Annotated in this window: 22 protein-coding genes; 9 read left to right on the forward strand and 13 right to left on the reverse strand. The window is 60.4% G+C overall.

Going from position 1 to position 24130, the window contains the following annotated elements; genetic code table 11:
- Positions 1-94: 94 nt before the first annotated feature.
- Positions 95-1519 (reverse strand): 3-isopropylmalate dehydratase large subunit, encoded by a 1425-nt coding sequence (gene leuC / locus H1B37_RS31330; protein WP_182871232.1) that lies wholly within the window; start codon positions 1517-1519, stop codon positions 95-97.
- Positions 1520-1640: 121 nt separating this feature from the next.
- Complete coding sequence (locus tag H1B37_RS31335; RefSeq protein ID WP_182871233.1) at positions 1641-1844, reverse strand: DUF1289 domain-containing protein; 204 nt, start codon at positions 1842-1844, stop codon at positions 1641-1643.
- A gap of 602 nt (positions 1845-2446) precedes the next feature.
- Between H1B37_RS31335 and H1B37_RS31340 the strand changes: the two genes are divergently transcribed.
- On the forward strand, positions 2447-3589 hold the full coding sequence (locus H1B37_RS31340; protein ID WP_182871234.1) for a potassium channel protein: 1143 nt from the start codon (positions 2447-2449) through the stop codon (positions 3587-3589).
- Here H1B37_RS31340 and H1B37_RS31345 read toward each other — a convergent pair.
- Entirely contained in the window at positions 3472-3966 is a 495-nt protein-coding gene (locus H1B37_RS31345; RefSeq protein ID WP_182871235.1) for a VanZ family protein, read from the reverse strand. The two genes, H1B37_RS31340 and H1B37_RS31345, sit on opposite strands and share 118 nt — an antisense overlap.
- A gap of 83 nt (positions 3967-4049) precedes the next feature.
- Here H1B37_RS31345 and H1B37_RS31350 point away from each other — a divergent pair, with 83 nt between their 5' ends.
- The 3 genes from H1B37_RS31350 (at position 4050) to H1B37_RS31360 (ending at position 6866) form a co-directional block, all read left to right on the forward strand.
- A complete protein-coding gene (locus tag H1B37_RS31350; RefSeq protein WP_182871236.1) occupies positions 4050-4925 on the forward strand; it encodes a 3-keto-alpha-glucoside-1,2-lyase-like domain-containing protein in 876 nt (291 codons plus the stop codon).
- Positions 4926-4936: 11 nt separating this feature from the next.
- A complete protein-coding gene (gene tadA, locus H1B37_RS31355) occupies positions 4937-5410 on the forward strand; it encodes a tRNA adenosine(34) deaminase TadA (RefSeq protein WP_182871237.1) in 474 nt (157 codons plus the stop codon).
- Positions 5411-5744: 334 nt separating this feature from the next.
- Positions 5745-6866 (forward strand): hypothetical protein, encoded by a 1122-nt coding sequence (locus tag H1B37_RS31360; protein ID WP_182871238.1) that lies wholly within the window; start codon positions 5745-5747, stop codon positions 6864-6866.
- Between the two features lie 118 nt (positions 6867-6984).
- Here the strand turns inward: H1B37_RS31360 and H1B37_RS31365 are convergent, their stop codons facing one another.
- The 4 genes from H1B37_RS31365 to H1B37_RS31380 all read right to left on the reverse strand — a co-directional run bounded on the left by H1B37_RS31365 (position 6985) and on the right by H1B37_RS31380 (position 9551).
- Positions 6985-7167, reverse strand: a complete 183-nt coding sequence (locus H1B37_RS31365; protein WP_147867645.1) for a hypothetical protein — start codon at positions 7165-7167, stop codon at positions 6985-6987.
- A gap of 187 nt (positions 7168-7354) precedes the next feature.
- The gene (locus H1B37_RS31370; protein WP_182871239.1) at positions 7355-8041 is read right to left on the reverse strand and encodes a TIGR04283 family arsenosugar biosynthesis glycosyltransferase; all 687 of its coding nucleotides are present in this window, start codon (positions 8039-8041) and stop codon (positions 7355-7357) included.
- Entirely contained in the window at positions 8038-9180 is a 1143-nt protein-coding gene (locus H1B37_RS31375) for an LptF/LptG family permease (protein WP_182871240.1), read from the reverse strand. The genes H1B37_RS31370 and H1B37_RS31375 overlap by 4 nt, the downstream gene beginning before the upstream one ends.
- Positions 9181-9347: 167 nt before the next feature.
- A complete protein-coding gene (locus tag H1B37_RS31380) occupies positions 9348-9551 on the reverse strand; it encodes a hypothetical protein (RefSeq protein WP_182871241.1) in 204 nt (67 codons plus the stop codon).
- Positions 9552-9835: 284 nt separating this feature from the next.
- On the opposite strand from H1B37_RS31380, the gene H1B37_RS31385 reads away from it, so the two are divergent.
- The 3 genes from H1B37_RS31385 (at position 9836) to H1B37_RS31395 (ending at position 12339) form a co-directional block, all read left to right on the forward strand.
- The gene (locus tag H1B37_RS31385) at positions 9836-10945 is read left to right on the forward strand and encodes an aminotransferase class V-fold PLP-dependent enzyme (RefSeq protein ID WP_182871242.1); all 1110 of its coding nucleotides are present in this window, start codon (positions 9836-9838) and stop codon (positions 10943-10945) included.
- A gap of 19 nt (positions 10946-10964) precedes the next feature.
- Entirely contained in the window at positions 10965-11471 is a 507-nt protein-coding gene (coaD, locus tag H1B37_RS31390; protein ID WP_182871243.1) for a pantetheine-phosphate adenylyltransferase, read from the forward strand.
- Positions 11472-11637: 166 nt separating this feature from the next.
- The gene (locus H1B37_RS31395) at positions 11638-12339 is read left to right on the forward strand and encodes a hypothetical protein (protein ID WP_182871244.1); all 702 of its coding nucleotides are present in this window, start codon (positions 11638-11640) and stop codon (positions 12337-12339) included.
- A 103-nt stretch (positions 12340-12442) separates the two neighbouring features.
- Here H1B37_RS31395 and H1B37_RS31400 read toward each other — a convergent pair whose 3' ends face one another.
- The 5 genes from H1B37_RS31400 to H1B37_RS31420 all read right to left on the reverse strand — a co-directional run bounded on the left by H1B37_RS31400 (position 12443) and on the right by H1B37_RS31420 (position 19923).
- Positions 12443-13258 carry a pyruvate kinase gene (locus H1B37_RS31400; protein ID WP_182871245.1) on the reverse strand — a complete coding sequence of 272 codons (816 nt, stop codon included), beginning with the start codon at positions 13256-13258 and terminating at the stop codon, positions 12443-12445.
- Positions 13259-13477: 219 nt separating this feature from the next.
- Positions 13478-14707 carry a XylR family transcriptional regulator gene (locus H1B37_RS31405; protein ID WP_182871246.1) on the reverse strand — a complete coding sequence of 410 codons (1230 nt, stop codon included), beginning with the start codon at positions 14705-14707 and terminating at the stop codon, positions 13478-13480.
- Between the two features lie 600 nt (positions 14708-15307).
- Positions 15308-17095, reverse strand: coding sequence for an aspartate kinase (locus tag H1B37_RS31410; RefSeq protein WP_182871247.1), 1788 nt, complete (start codon positions 17093-17095; stop codon positions 15308-15310).
- A gap of 120 nt (positions 17096-17215) precedes the next feature.
- The gene (locus H1B37_RS31415; RefSeq protein WP_182871248.1) at positions 17216-18430 is read right to left on the reverse strand and encodes a cofactor-independent phosphoglycerate mutase; all 1215 of its coding nucleotides are present in this window, start codon (positions 18428-18430) and stop codon (positions 17216-17218) included.
- Between the two features lie 374 nt (positions 18431-18804).
- Entirely contained in the window at positions 18805-19923 is a 1119-nt protein-coding gene (locus tag H1B37_RS31420) for a pyridoxal phosphate-dependent aminotransferase (protein ID WP_182871249.1), read from the reverse strand.
- Positions 19924-20042: 119 nt separating this feature from the next.
- Here H1B37_RS31420 and H1B37_RS31425 point away from each other — a divergent pair, with 119 nt between their 5' ends.
- The gene (locus H1B37_RS31425) at positions 20043-20570 is read left to right on the forward strand and encodes a DUF4416 family protein (RefSeq protein ID WP_353620966.1); all 528 of its coding nucleotides are present in this window, start codon (positions 20043-20045) and stop codon (positions 20568-20570) included.
- 237 nt (positions 20571-20807) lie between these two features.
- Here H1B37_RS31425 and H1B37_RS31430 read toward each other — a convergent pair whose 3' ends face one another.
- Positions 20808-21770 (reverse strand): hypothetical protein, encoded by a 963-nt coding sequence (locus H1B37_RS31430; protein ID WP_182871250.1) that lies wholly within the window; start codon positions 21768-21770, stop codon positions 20808-20810.
- Positions 21771-21875: 105 nt separating this feature from the next.
- On the opposite strand from H1B37_RS31430, the gene H1B37_RS31435 reads away from it, so the two are divergent.
- Complete coding sequence (locus H1B37_RS31435; RefSeq protein WP_182871251.1) at positions 21876-23438, forward strand: sulfatase family protein; 1563 nt, start codon at positions 21876-21878, stop codon at positions 23436-23438.
- Positions 23439-24130: the final 692 nt, after the last annotated feature.

The following is a 24130-nucleotide window of genomic DNA, read 5'->3' on the forward strand; positions in this document are numbered from 1 at the left end:
CTCTTTTCCGCGCCCAGGCTGGAAGCTTATCCCACGTGGAATGACAGGCTGGAAGCTTATCCCACGTGGAATGACAGGCTGGAAGCCTATCCCACTAGTGCTTGTAGTCCCAGTTGCGGATGTCGACGAAGTGGCCTTGGATGGCCGCCGCGGCGGCCATCGCGGGGCTGACCAGGTGCGTCCGCCCGCCCTTGCCTTGGCGGCCTTCGAAGTTGCGGTTGCTGGTGCTGGCACAGCGTTCGCCCGGGGCCAATTTGTCGGGGTTCATGGCCAGGCACATGCTGCACCCGGCTTCGCGCCAATCGAATCCGGCCTCGCGGAAGATCTTGTCCAGCCCTTCGCGTTCGGCGTGGACTTTGACTTTGCCGCTTCCGGGCACGACCATCGCGTTGACCTTGTCGCTGACGCGGTAGCCCTTGATGACTTCGGCGGCCGCCCGCAGGTCTTCGATGCGGGCGTTGGTGCAAGAGCCGATAAAGACGCGATCGATCGCGACGTCTTCCATCGCGGTTTTGGCATCCAGCCCCATGTAGGCCAGTGCGTCGCGGGTCGTTTTCTGGTCGGTCGGATCGCTGAAGTCGGCCGGGTCGGGCGTTTTGTCTTTGACGCTGATCACTTGGCCGGGGTTGGTTCCCCATGTGACCTGGGGTTGGATGTCGGCACCATCAAAGTGCAGCGACTTGTCGTAGGTCGCGCCGGGATCGGTGGAGAGCTCCTTCCAACGGGCGACGGCGGCGTCGAAATCGGCGGGCGATTCCGGCAAGCCTTTCAGGTAGTCGAACGTGGTTTGGTCGGGGGCGATCATCCCGGCCCGAGCACCGGCTTCGATCGACATGTTGCAGACCGTCATGCGTTCTTCCATCGTCAGGTTCGTCACGCAGTCGCCGGTGTATTCGAGCACATAGCCGGTACCGCCCGCGGTGCCGATCTTGCCGATCAGGTACAGGATCATGTCTTTGGCCGTGACGCCTTTGGGTAACTGGCCGTCGACGCGCAATTCGAACGTCTTGGGTTTGAACTGCAGCAGGGTTTGCGTCGCCAAGACGTGTTCGACCTCGCTGGTTCCGATCCCGAAGGCCAACGCACCGAAGGCGCCGTGGGTGGCGGTGTGGCTGTCGCCACAGACGATCGTCATGCCCGGTTGGGTGTAGCCGTTTTCGGGGCCGATCACGTGCACGATGCCTTGGCGGACGTCGCCGATGTCGAACAGCTGGACGCCGAATTCGGCACAGTTGCTGCGCAGGGTTTCGATCTGTTTGCGGCTGATCGGGTCGGCGATCGGCAGCGATCGGTCGCTGGTCGGGACGTTGTGGTCCGGGGTGGCCAGCGTTCGCTCCGGCCGACGCACCTTGCGGCCATTGATCCGCAGCCCTTCAAAGGCCTGGGGGCTGGTGACTTCGTGGACCAGGTGCAGATCGATGTACAAAATCGCGGGGCCGGATTCCGGTTGGTGGACGACGTGTTGGTCCCAGATTTTGTCTAGCAAAGTCCGCGGAGCGGACGAGTCGGCATCGGTCATGAGTGGGGTGGGGGAAACGGAGGAATGCTGAAAACGGAGCCCCTAACTGTCGGCGGAAAGTCCTGAATTGTCAATGAGCGATTCGGCGGTGGCGATGTTCGGGGGGGCGGTCGGGCGCAATTCAGGTTTGCCCGCGCCGTTGACGGCATCGTCGGTTGGTTTCTCGCCGTTCTTCGTCGGTCATCAGCGACCAGCGGGCGATTTCGTCCAGGGTTCGAAAGCAACCCAGGCAGGTTTGCGACGCGTCGATCGCGCAGTGGTCGATGCAAGGTGACTGGGACGTCAGCGGCGTGGCCTCTTCCGACGATTCGGGTTGCGATGGCATGGGGAGTTGGGAGTTGGGAGTTGGGAGTTGGGAGCTGGGAGTTGGGAGCTGGGAGTTGGGAGCTGGGAGTTGGGGAGTGGATCGGGCCTCCCGTCGCTGCGCTCGATCCCATATGCATCAAGTTAAGCGAGCGATTCATCGCTGAGTCAAATTCACCCTCCCATGGGGAGGGTCGCGGAGGAGTGTGCGACGACGCGGGGAGGGTTGCCTGTGGCTCGAATGCACTCGCACACCGCCGATCGCCCCTCCCCTCGCTGCGCTCGAGCCACCCTGGCCTGGGAGAGATCCTTGTTCATTTTGATGCCGCTGGGGGGCGTTCTCACCCGCTGCGCATTGGCTGACGCCTGTTCCCCGGCTGTGGGGCCGATTTCGGTCACCGGAGGAGTCACCGGAGGACTCGATTGTACGAATTCGACCGATGTATGGAAAATCCGGCACACCGTAGCGCCCCCTGCGGTCCCATGCGTGGCCTACGTTCGTAGCGGTTGTCGGGATGCTCGTCACTGCCCCGGGGCGTTTTCTCTATAATCCCTCCGCAGCCCGAGCGGTCCTGTGCGGATCGACGCCCCGACCTCTTCCACCACATTCCCGCGAGTTTCGAGATGAGAAAACGTTTCGATACCCGATTGTGGTTGCGGTGGTTCGCCGGCCGCAACGAGGTGTTGATGTTCTCGCTGGCGATGATCTTTCTGGTCTGTTTGGCCGTGCTGGTGGTGATCTGGGTCGATGTGCCGGGGTTGCAGGAGCGTGCCGAACAGGTGATCGACGCGGAGAGTTTGGAAGCGGCCGAGACGGCCTTGGTCGCGCCGTATGGGCTCGAGGGCGGCGTGTTGGTGACGATGCTGGTGATTTGGTGTGTCGTGATCGGCGAAGCGATCGTGCACTGGGTGACGCGACCGTGGGATCGCGCGAGTTTGCGGCATCACTTGCACAGCGTCTTGTTTTGCCTCTGTCCGGCGCTTCGCATGTGCGCCCGCAGCCCCGAGATGCACGGTCGGATTTGGTTACCGGGGCTGGGATGGCGGCGTGGAGGTCGACGGTTGCAGCGTCAACTGGAACGTCATTTCAGCGTTCCGATGATGGTGATCGCGCTATTGATCATGCCGATCCTGATCATCGAGTTCTTTTTAAAGGACCAAGTCGCCGCCTATCGCTGGCTCCGCATCCTGCTGCACGGCGGCACGGGGGTGATTTGGTTCGCGTTCGCCGCCGAGTTTATCTTGATGGTGTCGATCGCCGAGAAGAAATTGGAGTATTGCAAAGAGCACTGGATCGATTTGGCCATCATCTTGTTGCCGTTGGTTTCGTTCTTGCGGACATTGAGTTTGGCCAAGGCGACTCGGTTGGCCGATTTGATGCGGATCCAACAGATCTCTAATCTGGCCCGCGCGTATCGATTGCGGGGCACGGCGATCAAGGCATTGCGGGTGTTGATCCTGTTCGACCTGACGGAGCGGATCCTACGCGTCAGCGACGAAAGACGGATCGAAAAGCTGGAGAAAGAACTGGCCGAGATGGAAAAACACACGCGGCTACTGCGTCAACGCATCGCCAAGTTGAAATTAAAATCCGTCGAGGAGCAGGACGAAGAGGTGTGCACGTTCTCAGGCCGACGCGAAGGGGCGGCTCAAACGTCGACCGCCTCGCTGGAAACAAACTCGTTGGCATCCGCCTCTTTGGAATCCGCCTCTTTGGAATCCGCCTCTTTGGAATCCGGGGGCGAAGAGAGTCTACGCACGATCTGACGTGCGACCACGTACAGCCCCACCGCCGTCAAGATCCCCGCCAAGTCCGCCAGCGCATCGAGCACGTCCGGATGACGCCCCGGCGAAAACGCCTGGGTCAGTTCGTCGATGCTGGCGTAGGCCGTCAAGACCACGATCAGGCCAAGGAAACGCCAGGCCGATCGGCGTGGATCGTTCGCCGGGGATTGTGTCACGTAGCAACACAGCAGCGCCAACCCGAAATAGCCGCCAAAATGCTTCAGTTTGTCGCTGACCTGGGGCCCCACATCGATCCCCGCGGGCAGGTGCGTTCCCAGAAAAAGTGCGCTCCAATAGACGGCCAAAGCGATGACGCCAAGGCGAAAGCCGAGTATGGTGATGCCGGTGATTGGACGCATGAAACAAGCAACAAGGTTGGGTCCACCGGCGGTGGGCCGGATGACGTCTGGTCGTACAGAACTGCTCGTACAGAAACTGAATCGTGAATCTATTGATCTCCAGGCAAGAGGACACCACCGTGCAGCGTCTCCAGCAAACCCTCACCCGCGGCCGCACGAACACCCTTGCCCGAACAAGGCTGGCCGTACTGGTCGCGGTGGCGGTTGTAGCAACCGCCGTGTCATCGCAGCAAGCCACGGCCGGGCAAGCCGACGCGGAGGTAAAGAACTCTGCCACACAAAACGCAACCACGGAAAAAAACACCGCCGAAAAAAACGCGGACGACAAATCCGCCAAGACGCCTTGGCAGCCCCTCGCCGGTCACTGGAAAGCCTGTCAATTTGGTGGCGAAGGTGACGTGACGATCAAGGATGGCGTGATCCGGATGGAACACGGCGACCCGCTGACCGGTGTGGTTTGGACGGGCCCCTTTGATGGCGATTCGCCCGACAAGACCAGCGGCAAACAGAGCTCGAAAACTGCCAAGCCGTTGCCGCGGGACAACTATGAACTCCGCTGGGAATGCCGACGCGATTCCGGTTACGACTTTCTGTGCGCGTTCACGTTCCCCATCGCGGACCAATACGTCAGTCTGGTGATGGGCGGCTGGGGCGGCGGGATCACCGGAATCAGCAGCATCGACGGGCGTGACGCCAGCGACAACGAGACCACGATGTTCATGAATTATGAAGACAAACGGTGGTACAGCGCCCGCGTTCGCGTGGAAACCACAAAGATCACGGTCTGGGTCGACGGCACCGAATTGTTCAGCCACCCCCGCAAGGATCACGAGTTTGACATCCGATTTGAAATGGACCCTTGCACGCCGTTGGGAATCGCGAACTTTGAATGCGACTCGCAAATCCGCAACATCCAACTGCGGCGTCTGCATCGCTCGGAAATCGCGTCGGCGGAGTAAGCACGTTTGTGATGGATCAACAGCAGATCGACGAACACTTCATGGGCCGGGCGTTGGAACTGGCCTACCAGGCGGTGGAACAGGACGAGGTGCCTGTCGGTGCGTTGGTCATCCGTGACCACCAGATCATCGCCGCCGCGTCCAACCAGCGGCAAATGCTGAAGGATCCCACCGCCCATGCGGAGATGATCGCGATCACGCAAGCAGCCGCCGCGATCGGCGACTGGCGGTTGGAAAACACGACGCTGTACGTGACATTGGAACCGTGTCCGATGTGTGCCGGGGCGATTCTGCAAGCTCGGGTCCCGCGGGTGGTCTTCGGCGCCAGCGACCCCAAGGCCGGGGCGGTGACCAGCCTGTTCCGGCTGCTCGGCGACGACCGGCTAAACCATCAGGCCGAGGTCGTCGCGGGAATCAAGGCCGAACCCTGCGGTCGAGTGCTGACCGAGTTTTTCGCTAGCAAACGTGCGTTGGGGAAAAAGTAGGGTGGAGAAGAAGTCGGTCGGTGAAACTGTACCGGTATTCAAGATTCTCGGACTTTTGCGACTTCTCGCGGTAATCGGACTAAGCCCTGGACGTCGGCCTGTCCGATAAGACCGTCACGACCGAATTTTTGTGTCAAGAGACAAAACGATTCGGTCAATGCACCCCAACGCGGGCCGCGAGAGGAAATTGCAGGCAGTTTTCCGCGGCTACTACGGACGACTACTATTAGACGGTGGAACAGCGATGTCGGTACGGAAGCTGACGGCTAGAATTTTTGGATCCCTAGTACTGCTCTGTGGTATGGCCTCAGCCCAGGCTCAGGAGCACGTCCCCGTGGCGGATCCGTTTCAGTTCGATCCCGACTTCCGTTGGTTCGAGCCGATCTACGACATGGACTTGGCGGATATGAAGCCAAAGAAGCGAGCCAACACGGGCTGGTTCGCCACCTATGACCGCTTGAACCTGTACGGTTCACGGCCCGAGCTGGAAAACAACAGCCAGGGGCTCGAGTCGGGCATGGACAGCGGCTGGGGCCATCGGTACGAGATCGGGTTCATGATGCCCGACACGGACAAAGGCTGGTTGTTCAGCTGGGTCGACAATGACATCGGCGAGTTCTTCAGCGTCCGCAAGGAACGCGGCAATCGGATCAACGAGGATGAACTCGACGGGGAAGCCACCAACGCGGCACCGCCGTTCGGATTCGAAGCCATCCCGGGGATCGGCAACAACCGTGGTTTCAACTATCGCTTTGTCGATGAAAAGAAAAGCGAGAACGTGATCGATTTTGACAGCTATGAGCTGAGCAAGACGTGGCGGTTGGAGCCCTACCATTACGGTGGGATCCTGGAGCCGATGGTCGGATTCCGCTGGTTCCGGATCGAAGACACGAACGTCTTCCAGAACTTCATCAGTTCCAACGACCCTGACCAGATCGCCGACGGCGTGGCCGGGCGTCCCAACCTGGTCACCACCTACGGTGCCGCAACCGAGTTGATGACGACCGATCAAGCCTTTACCGAGAACGAAGCGATCACCGGACAGATCGGATTCCGATACTTCAAGTTCTTCGATCGATTCACCTTCGCGACCGACTTCAAAGTCTTCTCGGGGGCAAACTTCCAAAGCAGTTTCAACAACCGTCACACCGAAGCGGTGGTCTATGACGGAGACGACACGATCGCGCAAGGCGACGAGGTGACTCGAATCCTGTACGACGAAACCGACCGCGTCTACACCCGCAACGAAGAGTTCTTCCTCGGGTTCGATGTCCGCGGAGAACTCGGCTACCAACTCAGCCGTGCGGTCACGGTCCGGGCCGGTTTCCAACTGATCGATGTCGCCCGCGGTCTGTGGCGAGGCGGTGACCTGGACAACTCGGTCCTCAGAGGCGGTGACAACGACCAAGATTTCTTGATGGTCGGTGGAACCTTCGGGATCACGCTGAACCGGTAAACGGTCCCGTCCGGTAAACGCGAAAGGGACAACAGAAAAGCCGCGGCGGAATCTTTCCGTCGCGGCTTTCTTGCGTTTGTTGCGGCATCGGCAGCCGCGATTCCGATTGGAGAGGTGATCAAGCTTTCTCGGCCAACTCTCGCAATTCCTCTAACTCCTGGCTCAATCGGTGCCGCAACGGGCTCTCCGGCCGGAGTTCTTCGTCCAAAAGATCTTCTGCTTCATCGAAGACATTCTCCCCACGATTGGGGTCGGTGATCAACTTGCGGAACATCTCTTCAACGGTGGCTTCTGTAAGCAAAACGATAACCTCAAGGGGTCATCTGAGCGGCGGAACGTGATTGTGTGTTTGTCCCGATCAAACACTCACTGCATCAATCGCATTCCCCTCAGACGGACAACCGATTCTAAATTCACTGGCGCGGGCCGCAAGGTGCTGCGTCGATTTGAATCTTGAAATCGCCACGGATTTCCCCCATCCCAACGACTCATCGATACCATTTTGCCAAACGATGTTCCGACACGCCCAATCGGTGAGCGATTTGGATGCCCCAGTTTCGAGCGGTCTGCCGGACCACGCCGCGCGAATTCCAACGCCGCGGGTCAACCTGGACCCGGCCATCGATCAACAGCGGCCAACACCGCCGCCGCAACGCCTGGGCCAGGCGGACATCTTCCATCAAGGGGAGCATTTGGAACCCTCCTACAGCGTCGTACAACGGCCGGGCGACGAACATCGCCTGATCGCCGAAGGGCATTCCACGCCATCGCACGCGAAGTGCATTGCCCCATTCCAGCCAACGGTAGATCGCATCCCCGGCGTCAATCCGCTGACGGAATCCCCCCCAACAGGCCCGTGGGTCGGCCGAGTCATTCACCGACCGGCACAGCAAGTCCAAACAACCGACACCCAAGCGGTTGTCGGCGTGCAGGAACAGCAACATCGGCCGCGTCGCGGCGGCGGCCCCGATCGCCAGCTGGTTGCCGCGGCCACGCGGGGCATCCACGACCCTGGTCGCCGATTGCCGGGCCAATTGCGCCGTGTTGTCCTCGCTGCCGCCGTCACAAACGATGACTTCTCCCGCACCGTTGTCCCACGCCGATTCGATCGCCGCTTCGATCCGCTCGGCTTCATTGAGCGCCGCGATGATGACCGAAATCTCTTGCGGCGTCATACCGTCTCGACTTCACGCAGCCGGACATAGGCGATCGGGCCGAGCACCAAAAAGGGCATCCACGCCGCGATCGCCGGTGAGAGCAGGTACCCCCCGCCCCCCATCGCGCTGCCGGCCGTTTTGAGCGCGAAAAACAAAACCACCGTGCCGATGGCCGCCCCGATCATCATGAACAGGTTTCGACCGCGACGATTGACCACCAACGGCAACCCCAGCAGAAACAGGGAAAAATCCAACGGCACCCGAATCAGCCGCTCATGCAACAACACCCGAGTCGCCATCGAGTTGTGGACGGCGGGGTTGCGCAGCCGATCAAACAACTGCAAACTGCTGGACAAGCGGGTCGAAGACTGGTCGGTTTGCAAGATTTCCGCGTTGACCGGGGTGGCGACGAAGCATTCCCCCGCCTCCAGCCAGGGTTGATCGTACGCCGTCATCAACACCAATCCGCGGTCCCGGCCGGCCGAGGGGATGTCGTCGATCGCCACCGGCGTGATCACCTGCTGCATCAAATAGCCTTCGCCGTGATTCGCGTCGGCTGGCAACCATCGCGCCGAAACCGACACCAGGGCTTCACCGAATCCGGGGTAATCCACATCAAGCCGGAAACTGGGATGTTGGATCTCTTTGCTGCGTGGCCGAATCGACTGGCCTTCCAGCAAAATCCCGCTGATCTTGTCGTAACTGGGCAGGATCGGCTGAGGTGCGTCGCCCGACAAATCCTTGCTTTTCATCGACAACGCGTCACGCATCGTCGGCAGCAACAATTCACGGCTGGCAAACTGGACCAGCACGATCGCCAGGGCGGCAAAAATCATCCAGCGGAAAATCCGACCGTGGGAAACGCCTGCGGCCAACGTCGCGGTCAATTCGCCCGTTCGCCGTAACCATCCGACGACGAACAACAGCGTCATCAACGCAATGATCGCCCCCGTCCAATCGAACAGCAACAACATGTAGGGACCGTAGTAGTACCACATCACCCGGGAAATGCTGACGCCCCGTGATTGTGCCAACTCCACCAGATCGTTCATGTTCTGGAACGCGTGGAAAACGACGAAGATCCCCGACAGCGAGGCGAAACAGACCAAGAAGGTCCGGAAGAATAGCCCCAGAATGTAACGATCGATTTGCGTCACGGCGGATCGGACTCACTCGGATGGGAACACTTGACCGACGCGCTAAAGGATCAATGCTGCCTCCGCGGTGACGGGCCCGGAAACGTCCAGACCGATCCACGGGGCACCTCAGCGACCGCGCAAGCATCCCACCGGCTCGGCGGCCGACGCAAGATCGAATCAAAAAGCTATCGCTGCTCGCGATACGTCGACCAACTCAAATAGGCCAGCACGCAGCCCAAGATCGCAAAGGTGAGGTCCATCATCAGACTTGCCCCCCCCAATACGGCCAGGCTGGATTGCCCAGCAAGACTGGCCGCGGCGTCTTCGATGAACAGGCTGACGACCAAGATCGACGCGACAAGGCTAAAAAGACAGAGTGCCTTGGGCATCAATTGAACCTCGGGACGAATGTGAAATGCGGGAAGGGCCAGACGTAACGCTCGTATCGCGGCCGGGAAAGGGCCGCAGTATAGTTGCCAGAGCACATGTTTCCCAAGCCTACGCTATATCGCTAGTTTACCGAGAGCCACTCGAGCCGTTCATTGGGCCAATTTTTCGGTAAATTCCGATTGCAGGGGCGTTTTTACGATCCAAAAAAATGCCGATCACGCCGTTTGAACCACCTTCTGACCCGCTCTTGCGCTCTGATCCTTGGGGTTGGTGGCGTAAAAAAATGCCCATCACCGAAAAATGGGCGTATTTGGACCACGCCGCCGTCGGCCCACTGTCGATGCCCGCCGCGGCGGCGCTGCGAAACTACGCCGACCAGGCAGAACGCGAGGGCGACACGGTCTGGCCCAGTTGGGCGGGGCAGGTCGAATCGCTCCGCCACGGTTTCGCCGAACTGCTTCACGCCGATCCCGACGAAGTCTGCTTCATCCCCAACACCTCGGCGGGGATCAATCTGGTCGCCGAAGGGTTGCCGTGGCAAAACGGCGACACGGTGGTGATTCCCGAAGGCGAATTTCCCAGCAATCTGTATCCCTGGCAGAACCAGGCCGACCGCGGTGTGACGGTCCGTGTCGTGCCGCGACGCGACGGTCGGGTGGAGGTCGACGATTTATTCCGGCACGTCGATGATTCGACCCGCCTGATCGCGCTGTCCTGGGTGGGCTATGCCAGCGGGTTTCGAGCCGATCTGGAATCGATCGTTCGGCGGGCCCACGAAGCCGGCATCCTGGTCTTTGTCGACGCGATCCAAGGGTTGGGCATCTTCGAATTAGATCTGCAAAAGATCGACATCGATTTTCTGGCCGCCGACGGTCACAAATGGCTGTTGGGGCCGGAAGGATTTGGCGTCGCGGTGATCCGCCGGCGACACCTGGAACGGCTGCGTTGCCGCAGCGTCGGATGGAATAGTGTTCGCAACCCTTTCAATTACGCCCAACCGAAATTGGAACTTCGCCACAGCGCGGCGCGGTTCGAGCCGGGATCGGCCAACATGTCCGCCGCGGCGGCACTGGGGGCCAGCGTCGATCTGTTTCGCGCGGTCGGCCAGCTGCACGGCCCCGATGCGATCGGCGACCGCGTGATCGGCTTGGCCAGCGAATTGGACGACCGGCTGCGCGCGATCGGAATCGAATCCCAGATGCCCGAAACGCGTTCGCACCGGTCGGGGATCGTCACGTTTACGGTGCCCGGGCAAGACCCCGCGGCGGTCCGCAATCGGGCCTTGGAACAAGGTTGTGTCGTCAGTTGCCGCGGAGGCGGCATCCGGGCCGGCATTCATGCGTACAATGACAGCTCGGACCTGGAGCGTCTGGTCAACGCGGTTGCGTCATAGCTTTTCCCCGGCATCACCCATGAACGAATCAAACGAGCGGCGGGTCGCGGTGTACACCGGATCCTTTGACCCGATCACCTTGGGGCACCTGCACATCATCCACCGCGCCAGTCGATTGTTCGAGTCGTTGGTGATCGGGATCGGGATCAACGCCGAAAAGGGATCGTTGTTCTCGCCCCAACAACGTCGCGAGCTGGTCTGCACGGTGACCAAGGACATCGAAAACGTCCGCGTCGAGTTCTTCGAGGGGCTGGCGGTCGACTTTGTCCGTTCGCTCGGTTCACGGTTGATGGTCCGCGGGATTCGTCCTATGACCGATATCGCGGGCGAATTCACGATGATGATGGCCAACCGCCAATTGGACGAAGACGTCGAGACGGTGTTTCTGATGGCTGACGAGCGGTTCTCGCACGTCAGCAGTTCGCTGCTGAAACAGATCGCCAGCGTCAGCGATGACGACGAACAGTTGGCAAAGTTTGTTCCCCGAGAAATCATCGCGCCGTTGCGAGCCCAGATGCGGGCCTGATGGCGATCCACGCCGCCGGTCGCAATCGGCTGAGATTTCTGGGGCCGTCATCAATGGCACACCTCCATCATCGAAGGGGATCTTTTAAACTGGTGCCGAGCTGTCCTCGAACAAGGCCAGGCCGAAAGAGAAAGACCGCTCCACCCCCACTGGAAATGTACTGCCGATGTCGAAACGCTGGTTCGGAAAGTTCTGGTTGGTTCTGGGCGTGCTGTTGGTTGTCGCCGTCGGCTTGTTGGCAACACAATTGCGCCGCGTCGATCACCTCTCGGAGGCCTCGGCGACGACCACGTTTGAATTGGAAATCCCGTTCAACCGCTTCAAGCAGATCATGGTCCGCAAGAACGCGACCCGAGCGATCGTCGCCCACGGCGGGATGGAACTGGTCAGCCAAAGTATCCAGGGGTTGAACGTCGACATGTCCAAAGAAGACCGGCCGATCCTGAACGCGCTTCGCGGTCGCTCGAAAACCGAACTCGATGCCACCCGGATGTTGACGGTGCGGTTCACCAATCCCCACATCGACGCCCAGGAATTGACGCTGCGGCAACAGGCCGACATCGATCGCGATCGCATGCACGTCGAAACCAAATCGGTCGCCGAGCAAGGTGAGATCAAGCACTATCAAACCACTCTGACAGCCGAACCCAGCGACGGCGATGCCACTCGGGTGACGCTGCAAACCGCGATGAAGATCCAGGTGCACGTGGCCAAGCTGTTCGTCTCGGTGGCCGACACCCGGGTCGGCGAGTCCGCCGAGGCGGCGGTCGCCCAACAGAAAGAGGCACTCACCGAATTCGTACTGCAACACGCCGACCAAGCGATCGTGTTGCCAGATCTGTTTGGTCAGGGGGACAAGGCAGAATGATCCGGGGCATCGGCGGGCGTGACGAAGTCGTCTGCCAAACGCAAGCGTCGTAGCATCGGGCGTTTCTTGACTTGATGATCTCGCATTCGGCACAAGATATCGCTCAGCACGCGGTCGCCGCGTTTGACGTCACCGAAAACCGACGGCAGCGTGCAACCGATGGTCGCCGGGCGGAGCAGACGACCGTGTTCGTCGTGTTCGGCCGCCACTTCAGGACTTGTGGTCCCGGTTCGATTCTTCCGGTCCGCAATTTTGGGCCCCCCAAATCCATCAGGACCTTGCATGCCCGTCCCTGTTGTTCACAGGCTCGCCGCAGATTGTTGATCATTCGCTTCCAGGCCTGTGCGTCGTCATGTGCACAATTGACACGCATGCAGTCCATCCCCTGTGCGACCAAGTCACGGATCAGGTTCGGATCGTCGGCGGCTTCGCTGGGCATGGTCACCATGATGTGCGCCGCGCCTAGCGATGGAGGAAGTCCAAACAGCGCTGCCGTCGATCGCTCGACCAACTGGCGGCTTTGTTCGAAATCCAGCTCCTCCGTCGTTTCTGGACGCAACGGCTCTCGCCCCGCGAGTCGACGAAGAACTTCGATGACGGCACTCAAAGCGGTGCGAACGTTGGCTTCACAACGCCCCAACGACGACAGTCCGCGATTGGACAGCTCTTGCTGGATCGATCTCAGATCCTGTTGCCGCAGCGTGACATATTGCAACAAATTCTTTGCACTCGCCCGTCGCCCAGGATCGACCTGTTGCAGTTGCTGGTCATAGATCCGCTCGACATGATCCATCCTGTCCCGCAACTGCACCAATTGATCGATCAGCGGACCGGTCGGATCGCTGGACCATCGGGAATGACTCTTTGTCGACGGTTGATGTGGGGTTTGAAACGATTCCGAACTTGGCGGCGTGGTCATGACCTTGGTGATTCGAGCAGCGCGGCGAACCGGTTGAGGCGACAATTTACATCTGCCGTTGCTGCACCTCCTGCGCCTCAGGATCTATCCGAGCCGCTTTTCATCAAGACTTCATTTATCCGGCGTCGTGTCGGACAAATGCCAGTCGCCCCATCATTCTGCCTTCGATCGTTTTGCCCCCATCGTCTTGCCCCTCCCCGGCCCAACCGCTGCTCGCGATCAACCGAACGGTTTCCGCGCCTTCGCCCGACTGGCATCTCGGTAACGCCCCGGCGTCTGGTTGACTTCGCGTTTGAAGACGACGCTAAAGTATTCGGCATGCTTGAACCCGGTCAGCCGTGAGATTTTGACCAGACTCAGTTCGGTGTCGCGCAACAACTGGCAGGCGCGTTTGATTTGCACACGTCGGATCTCGGCCTGCGGCGACCGTCCCAGGTACTGACGAAATCGGCGTTCCAGACTGCTCCGCGCGATCGGCACCTCCGCCAAGATGTCCGAAACCGTCAGTCCCTCACAAGCCCGGAAGCGGATCATCTGGATCGCAGCGGCGACGTCTTCATCATCGATCGCCATCACATCGGTGCTCAACCGTTCGGCGATCCCCAGCGGCGCGATCTGGACGTGCAGTTTCTCGGGCTTTTGTCTCCGCATCATTTGGTCCAGCATCACGGCGGCCTGGTATCCGATCCGTTCGGCCGCCGGAATGATGCTCGACAGCGGCGGGTCGCAAAAATCGCACAACACGTGATCGTTGTCGACACCCAACACCGCGACCTCGTCCGGGACTGACACCTTGGCCGTTTGACAGGCCTCCAAGATGTGTTGCCCGCGGAAATCATTGCAGGCCAGGATGCCGACGGGGCGCGGCAAACTCTTGACCCAGGCCACGATCTGGTCCTGTTGTCGCTGCCATCCGCCTTGGCTGGCCGATGACCAATCGGATTGATGCACGTGGACCAAGTCGGGATCGTCTATCCCGCGCTCGGCGAGCCCGTCCAGGAATCCGGTCAATCGTTGGCTGGACCAGTGGTGATCGCTGAAACCGGCAAAGGCGAAGTGCTCGATCCCTTTGTCGGCCAAGTGAGACGCGGCAAGTCGTCCGATCGCTTCGTGGTCATTGATCACCGAGGGCAGAGTTTGGTCGTCGCGAATGTCGCCCAGGTTGACCGTCGGGATCCCGGTCTCGCGAATGATCTCGATCATCTCCGGCGTCGTGTCACGCGTGATGATGCCGTCGCCGTCCCATGATCGGAACCACGCCGGCGGACCGGCCATCAATTCACGCAAATCCAGTTGCACCGACCAGGGTTGTTTTTCGATGCGGTAGCGACTGATCCCTTCCAACACGCCGCGTCCGAACGCCATCGTCGTTTCCACCAACAGCAACACCTTGGGCCGCCGTTGATGGCTGGTCCCGGGTTTGGCGACGTTGGTTGGGTGAACGGACATCACAAGGGCAATGGATGGGGGCAAGGCTGCGAAACGGGCCCAGAGAGCTCCGATGACAATGGAATATCTCTCAGTCTCGGCCGCGATGCAATCGTTGCTCCCGGGTGCGGATCGCAAAAACACCGGTTTTCAACAGGGTTTCTGTGAAACACTGCGAATCAGCGGCCGGGAACATTTCTTGCCGCGACATTGGCGACGGGGTGAGAGGAGAGAGGGGGGGCAGAACGATGGGGGCAAAACGATAGAAGGCAGAATGTTACAGGGCAGAATGATGGCACTGGATTGAGCCGGGCCTACGCCGCCAGGAATGACAACCCCCATGCGCGGCAAGTTAAGAAATAACCCTCCCTCTGGGAGGGTCGCGGAGGAGTCTGCGACGACGCGGGGAGGGTTGATCCGCGATTCAATGTGGCCGGAGGACGAAAGTTTGTCCGGCGATTCACCGTTCGACCTCCCCTCGCTGCGCTCGCCCCTCCTGCCAGGAGGGTGTTTTCCAAAAACCGCACGACCTCGGCAGGGAGGGTCGAGCGCGGCGAGCGTCGGGGAGAACGATCGCTGAGATCATTCGGCCTTCCCGCCTTTCCCCTTAGCCGAGTCCCCTTAGCCCAGCGATCCGGCGAAGACTTTTTCCAAGCCCCGTTTGGCGGTGTCAGCGGACTTGCTGTCGATCACGGCGTTGACCTGCAATTCGCTGGTGCTGATCATGTCGACGTTGATGTCCGCGGAGGCCAGGGATTCAAACAGCAGCGTTGCGACGTGGGTGTGGCTGCGCAGTCCGATGCCGCTGACGGTGACCTTGGCGATTTCGGCGACACCTTGCACGCCGCGCATGCCGTGCGAGGCCGCGATTTCTTTGGCAACTTTCAGACTCGCCTCCAAGGCGTCTTGGGGCACGGTAAAGCTGACGCTGGTCGATCCGTCCACGCCGTCATAACCCTGGACGATCATGTCGACGGAGATGCCGGCCGCACCGATCCGTTCAAACATGTCGGCGGCGATCCCCGGTCGGTCGGGGACGCCCATCAACGTCACTCGGGCTTGATGATCCAGCACGGAGATCCCGGTCAGCGTCAGCGCTTCGAGCGCGTCGTCGCGGAGTCGGCTGATCAGGGTTTCGACCTCCACACCTGCTTCGCGGTCCGCCTTGATCTGGCTCCACGATTTCGCATCGGCGGGTTTCTCGTGCAGTTTGAATCCTTCGTGGACGGCGCGGAGGGCTTGGGAGGCTTGGTCGCGCGGCACCAGCGCGCTGATTTTGATTTCGCTGGTGGTGATCATCTGGATGTTCACGCCGGCACCCGCGAGCGCGCGAAACATCTCGCTGGCCACCCCGGCCTGGTCGGCCATGTTGGCGCCGACGACGGAGACCTTGCTGACGTTGTCATCGTGCGTGACCCCGTCGGCGCCGATCACGTCGATCACCGGGGCCAGCGTCAACAGCGTCGTTTGCAAGTCATCACGGCGGACGGTGAACGAAACGTCGGCTTTGCCGCCGTCGCCGATGTTCTGCACGACCATGTCCACGGCGATCTTTTTCTCGGCAATCGCCGAAAAGATCTTTAAACTCATTCCTGGAACATCGGGCACGCCCAGGATCGTCAATCGGGCTTCGTCGGGCGTCATCGCCGCACCGCTGACCGGCGACGTCGCCGATTCCTGTTCGGTGACGATCATCGTGCCTTCGGTGTCGGAAAAACTGCTGCGGACATGAATCGGCACGCCAAACTTCTTGGCAAACTCGATGCTGCGGTTGTGCATGACGCTGGCCCCCAGACTGGCCAACTCCAACATCTCGTCATAGCTGATCACATCCACGCGCCGCGCCTCGGGCAACAACCGCGGGTCGGTCGTGTAGACGCCGTCCACGTCGGTGTAGATTTCACAGGCGTCGGCCTTCAACACTGCGGCCAGTGCGACGGCGGTCGTGTCGCTGCCGCCGCGGCCGAGCGTGGTGATGTTCAAATCGTTGTCGATCCCCTGGAATCCGGCGGCCACAACGATCTTGCCTTCGTCCAACAGTCGTTCGATGCGCTCGGTCGAGATCGATCGGATCCGCGCTTTGCTGAAACTGCTGTCGGTCTGCATCCCGATCTGGCCGCCGGTCAAACTGACCGCCTCGCTGCCCAGCGCGTTGATCGCCATCGCGACCAGGGCGACGCTGACCTGTTCACCGGTGCTGAGCAACATGTCCATTTCACGGGCCGGCGGATTGGGACCGACCTCATTGGCCAATTCCAGCAACCGGTCGGTGTTCTTTCCCATCGCGCTGACGACCATCACAACGCGATGGCCTTGGCGTTGGGCGCGAATGGCTTTGCGCGCCGCGGCGCGAATTTTTTCGACATCGGCGACGCTGGTACCGCCAAACTTTTGAACAATCAGAGACATGGGTGTGGTCAATCAATCTGCAGTGAAATGATCTGTCGGATCTAAGTTGTGGGATAGGCTTCCAGCCTGTCATCTCGGCATCAACGATACCTGACAGCCCATCCGCCTATTTTTCGCCGCCTAGCGACGGATGAACGCGTCCATCAAGTCCCAACCGTGGTCGAAGCGACGCCCCGAAGCTGCGGCGGCCACTTCGTCGTAACTTGTTTGTGAATCGGGCTCGATCCCCGTTCCGGCCATGGCCAATGGGACCATGCCGTGGGTGTGTTTTTTGGTGCTGCAAAACGTCGGGTGATCGGGGGTGACCAGAATCCGATGGTCTCCGTGTCCGGCCAACGCTTCGGCGAGCGGCCCGACGATGTGGCGGTCGATTTGCTCGAGCGCTTCGATCTTTGCATCGTGACGTCCCTCGTGGGAGGCTTCATCGGGCGCTTCGACATGCACACAAACCAAATCGTATTGGTCCAGCGCCTTGACCGCCGCGGCGCCTTTGGCCGCATAATCGGTGTCCAGGTACCCGGTCGCCCCTTCGACTTCGATCCGCGGCCATCCGGCCAGCGCCGCGATCCCGCGCAACAGGTCCACGGCGGTGATCATCACGCCTCGCACGCCGAACCGTTCTTCGAAAGTCGGCATAGACGGCGCGCCGCCCAAGCCCCACAACCAGACGTTGGTTGCCGGACGTTTACCGGCTGCGATGCGGGCTTGGTTGACCGGATGATCGGCGAACACGTCGGCCGACTGGTTCATCAATCGGACCAGTAAATCGCTGCCCGGGCCGCGGGGGAAATCGTCGGTGACCGACAGGTCCGTCAGATCGTGCGGCGCGGTCGATCGCGTCTCGGAGGAAAACGGAGGCGGAGTGTCGGCGTCGCCGCGGTAGATCAACAAGTTCCGATAGCTGACGCCGGGGACGAATTCGAAACGTCCGCCCTCATCCCCCAGCAACGCCTCGCCGGCGGCGGCCAGCAATTCCCGCGACTCGTCGGTGCTGATGTGATCGGCGGTAAAATCGATCATCACCTGGTCTTGGATCGTCACCAAATTACAGCGGACGGCAAAATCATGAGGCCCCAGGGTGATCCCGCCGGCAGCCGCTTCCAACGGGGCGCGGCCGGTGAAATATTGGTCAGGGTCGTAGCCGAACAGACATAAATTGGCGACTTCGCTGCCGGCCGGGAAGTGTGCCGGCGTGTTGTTGCTGAGCGCACACGCTCCGGCCGCGGCGATCCGGTCCATCGCCGGCAGCGTGGCCGCTTGCAGCGGTGTTTTCCCCCCCAAAGCCTCGATCGGTTCGTCCGCGCATCCGTCCGGGATTACGATGACATATTTCATGATGTTTCGTTGGGGGGTTCGGGAGACCGGCTGGTGTGAAGGGGAGTTTGTTTAGTTTCGTTGAGAGAAGGGATTCTCGGAAGGGGACTGTCGCACCGGTGGCCGGTTCGGCGATTCACCGTTCGACCCTCCCTGGAGAGGTCGTGCGGTTTTTGGAAATCACCCTCCTGGCAGGAGGGTCGAGCGCAGCGAGGGGAGGTCGAACCGTGAATTACCGAACAAGCTTTCATCCGCCGGTCGCATCAATCCCCGGTTCGACCCTCCCCTCAGGCTCGTCCCTCGCCCTCGACCCTCCCTGCCAGGGAGGGTGAAGTCGTAAACTCCTGTTATTGCAGCGGTAAAAACCGCAGGACCGCTCCAAGGAGGGTTTTGTCTCAACTTGCTGCCTCCTCGGCCAATTGATTCAGCATCGCGACGCCCTTGGCAATGGTTTCGTCCGAGGCGGCGAAGCTGATGCGAAAATGGCTGTCACGATCGCTGAAAATGTTCCCCGGAATGATCAGCAACCCCCGCTCAATCGCCTTGTGGACAAACGCCTCGCCGCCCGCGTCACCGGGGGCTTTGGGGAACAGGTAAAACGCGCCGCCGGGGCGGGTGAATTCGAATCGTTCGGCTAGGCCGTCGCAGATCAAATCACGTTTTCGGCGATAATCATCGATGTGCCCCTGCAGATTCACCTCCATCGCTCGCAACGCGCCCCACTGGGCCGGCTGGGGGGCGCAGACGAACGAGTACTGCTGGATCTTCAGCATCGTCGCGACCACTTCACGCGGCCCGTGGACATAGCCGACACGCCAACCGGTCATCGCGTGACTTTTGCTGAATCCATCGATCACGATCGTATCCGGATTGAACTGGGCCGGTGAAACGAAAGCGTCGTCGTAGTGGAACCGGGAATAGATCTCATCAGACACCAATGCGATGTTTTTTTCCGCCGCCAACCGCGCGACCGCCTCCAGCTGCTCGGCCGTCGCCGTGACGCCCGTCGGATTGGCGGGGCTGTTCAGCAGAATCATCTTGGTCTTGGGCGTCACCGCCGCGGCGATCGCATCGGGATCGAGCTGAAAACTGGGGTAAGAATCGATCGGGACCGCGACCCCGCCACACATCTTCAACAGCGCCGGATACATCACAAAGAACGGGTCCAGATAGATCACTTCGTCGCCCGGATTGATCATCGACAGCATCGACAGCATCAATCCGCCGCTGGTCCCGCTGCTGACAAAGACGTCGCGGTCGGCGTGTCCATAACGGGTGTCGATCTCCTGCTGCAGCGACTGCCGCAGCGGCCCGATCCCCTGGGTCGGCGAGTAGGCGTTTTTGCCGCCGCGGATCGCTTCGATCGCCGCATCCTGGACCGAATCGGGGACGTCAAAGTCCGGTTGACCGATCGAAAGATTGACCGGATCCTTCAACTTGGCCGCCAAATCAAAGACTTTGCGAATGCCGCTGGCGTCAAAGGTCGTCGTGCGGTCTGCGATCCAAGGATGCATGGTTCTGTTATGCTCTGGGAATTCGGTGTGGACGCGGCGAAGGACGACACGTCGAGACTATCGATCGATTGATTTTAGACGAGAGACGACTTGTGGCCGAGGTGTTGTACGTTGAACCGGTGATCCGATTTTGTGCGGTGATCTCTTGCGACCCGGCGGTTCGGCGGCAGGCGATCGAGCGTCTGGAACACGACTGGGGCCAGATCGTCGTGCAGTCCGCGCCCCTGCCGTTCCAAGCCGGCGGGTATTATGCCGCGTCGATGGGCGATCACTTGGAAAAAGAACTGATCGCGTTTGGCGAGCCCTGCGACGCGGCGGAACTGGCCGATTGGAAACATTGGACCAATTCTTTGGAATCGCAGTTTGCCCGACCAGACGCGTTCCACCCGCGTCCGTTGAACCTGGACCCCGGCTACATTACCCAAGCCAAGTTGGTCCTGGCGACGACCAAGGACCGTGACCACCGCGTTTATTTACGCGACGGGATGTTCGGTGAAATCACGCTGACCTACACCGCCAAGAAATGGATCCACCACCGCTGGACCTACCCCGACTATCGGACCGCGGACGTCGCTGAATTTGCCACGGAGTGCCGCGATCATCTGCGGGCGACGCTGCAACGGGGCAAGGGGTTCCGGCAGCGATAATTCGGCAGAGAGCCGACGTGGAATCAGCCCGTTGCGATTCATTTGCCCACGGATAGCAGCGCGTCCCCACGGATGTTCTGCGACCTGGAATCCGTGGGGACGCGCTGCCATCCGTGGGTTTTCTTCGTTGTTTATTCCAGGCGATTTGTTTCGGCCTAGGCTGCTCTTCCGCGTGCGTTTCGAGCTCGCATTGATCACAAAGGAATTCTGTCCAGCTCGGGTGGCGTTACCGCAGGGCTATCGCGAACGCACCAGGGTTGCCAAGTCGATTCCCTGCTTCTTGATGACCGGGCCGATGTCGTGCAAAAACCGATCCGCGTCGACGGGGTAGCCGGCCGTGGGACGCAACGGAACGCTCGACAGACTTGCAAAATACGCATTCAACGATTCCATCGCCTTTTCACGGATGTACTTGGCGACCATCGACGAGAACGCGACCGGGGTGAACGAGTCGCCTTTGACGGTGAACCGGACCGTGAACTCGTCACCGCGGTACGGCACGGCGTAGCTGCTCTCGGTTTTCGATTCGGCGCTCACCCGGACCAAGGTGCCTTCAAACACCGATTGCAAGGGTCCGGCGTAATAGCGACGGCCGCCGTGTCGATCGCAGAACACGGCCACGGGTTCGCCGGACGAAACGGACAGTTCGTCGAGCACGTCTTTCACCAGCGTCAGGGTCGTTTGCGACAGTAAATCTGACTTGTTGCCCCCGGCGGCGCATGCCTGATTGAACGCTTCGGCCGTGACCACACGTGCCTTCAGCCCCGTCAGGCTCGCCCCGCCGGACTGCCACGCGTCGATCAACGGGCTCGCCTGTTTCGTATCGATCGATTGTTTCATCAACCCTGCCAGCCACGGTGCCGCGCTGATCCGGTCCCGGTCTTGTGATGCCAAGTCGCCGACGATGTCCAAACGCTGGTCGGCCAATCCACACCACCGCGTTCCGGCCAGCGCGACACACTCCAGTTTGCCGTAGCCGCCGGATTTCTTGGTGGCCGATTGGGGCTGGAACACCGCTTTGGAATCATCGACGACGATTCCCCGGCCGGCGACCGTCACGGGGCCGGCGACGGCCGCGAATGCCCGTTGCAGCTCCGACCGGTCCGTCGTGTGGATCGGGATCTTCCACGCCGAGGCCGCGACGACAAGCGGCCCCAGCTTGGGTCCGTATCCGGCTTCGTCGGTCGCGATCAGGATCATGCGTGGGGAGGTTGAATCAAGGGAGCGCGGGGAGAAAACGCAGTGCAGCCGCACAGAGTAAGATATCTGGCAATCCTCGTGAATCGCTGTTCCAACGCTCTTTTGATGAGTCATCAAGTGACGATCCAACGTATTTGCAAGACACTGATGCTGCTGGTCACCTTTTTCGCTTCGGCAGCGTTTTCCAAGCAACCGCCCAACGTGGTCGTCATTTTTGCCGACGATCTTGGGTATGGTGATGTCGGAGCATTCAACTCCGAGTGTCCCTTTGAAACACCCCACCTGGATCGCTTGGCATCACAGGGGGCGAAGCTGACCAGCTTTTACGTCCCGACCCCTTATTGTGCTCCTTCGCGGGGCACGATCCTGACCGGTCGCTATCCGTTTCGCCACAGCGTGGTGCGCAATCCGTCCCCCGACTCCGGCGCGTCAAACTTCGGATTACCGCAGTCAGAGATCACGATCGCCGAATTGCTGAAGTCCGCCGGATACGCGACCGCCGCGTTTGGTAAATGGCATCTCGGCCATAAACCGCAGTGGTTGCCGCGGACGCAAGGTTTTGACGAATACTTTGGCATCCTTTACTCCAACGACATGTACCCGGTTCAACTGGTCGAAAACGAAACGGTTGCGGAGTACCCCGTCGTTCAAGCCACGTTGACCCGACGCTACACCGATCGGGCGATCGATTTTGTCAAGCGACACCAGGACCGTCCTTTCTTCCTTTATCTTCCGCACGCGATGCCCCACAAGCCTTTGGCGGTGTCGGATGACTATTACACCCCCGACACGCCCGATGACCTGTATGCCGACGTCATTGCGGAATTGGATGCGGACGTCGGCCGGCTGTTGGCGACGCTTGACGAATTGGCGCTCGGCGAGAACACGCTCGTCATCTTCACCTCCGACAACGGCCCCTGGTACGGCGGCTCGACCGGTGGTTTGCGGGGGATGAAAGGCAAAACGTGGGAAGGTGGTTTGCGAGTGCCGATGATCGCACGAATGCCCGGTGTGATCCCACCGGGGCTGGTGTCGGATGATCCCGCCGGTACCATCGACGTGTTGCCGACGGTTTGTGGATTGGCCGGCGTTGATCTGCCGGGCGACCGCGAGATCGACGGTACGGACCTGATGCCGCTGTTGACCGGCGCCAGCAGCGAACCGCCGCACCGGGCGATCTTCGGCATGCAAGGCACGTCGCTAGCCACCGTCCGCTCCGGCAAGTGGAAGCTGCACGTCCGCAACCCGGGGCCGTTGCGATTCAGCAATTTGTCCGAGGAAGAACTGGCTCATTGGGTCGACCCACGGGGGCCCGACGGGGTGACGTTATTGGCACCGTTTGAGCAAGCCAAGCCGACCGAACACCCGGGGCTGACCGGGGGCGACGGCCCCAAAGCGATGATGCTGTTTGACCTGGAACAAGACCCCGGTGAACAGCACGACGTTGCGGAGACGAATCCGCAGACCGTCGGTCGATTGAAAGCGTTGTTCGATGCCGTCCATGCGCAGGTTCCGGAGTTTCCGGCACCGAAATCGGACTACTTGTTTGACGCGTCAGAAAAAGGCCCGCGTCGGCTGATGCGTCTGATCGGCGGCCAGCTCCGCTATGACCGCATTCCCAAGTCCCAGCAACACCTGCTCAAGCAACCGCCCACCCCACAGCCCTGATCGAACCAGTGTCGAACCGCTGTCCCCAGCTGTTCCCTCGTGACCGCCCCGCGGTCACCCACCACTTCCCCCCAGCCGCCCGGCTGAGGGCAAAGTGTAGAACCGCTGTCCTCAGCTGTTCCCCATGACTGCCCCGCGGTCACCCCGAATCTCCTCTCAGCCAGCGGGCAGAGGGGAGAACAATGCAGGACAATGGATTTTCACTCCACGGTACTACACTCAGCATCGCTCTCCCAGCTCACGCCCCACCTAAATCGGGTGTGATCCATTGTCGGCAGTCCGACTGCCAAGAATTCATCGTTCTGGCATTGAATCGTACTCGTACTCAGGCGTCAGCCGGTACTCGTACTCGATTGGGTGGCAAACAAACCGATGCCGGTCGCCCACGCTGCAGAACGTTGTGGCTGAATTCGCCCCACCTGAATTCATCGGACCTCAATTTCCTGGGATCCGCATTTGCTGTCATCGTTCGATAGGTGCGCGGTCGACTCAGCCGACGAAGACAAACCGACGCCTGTCGATCGAGTAGGAGTACGAGTACCGCGTTGCTGAGTACGAGTACGAACCGAGAAACCCGACGCCCGAAGTGCCGACCGCAGATTGGGACACTGAATTTCCCTCGGCGATTCCGATCGAGTACATTGGCTGTCAGCGGCGATGGCACGTGCTGTCGTCGTGGCCGGACGCGTGAA

It is taken from the genome of Stieleria mannarensis, from assembly GCF_014154935.1.
GTDB lineage: Bacteria > Planctomycetota > Planctomycetia > Pirellulales > Pirellulaceae > Stieleria > Stieleria mannarensis.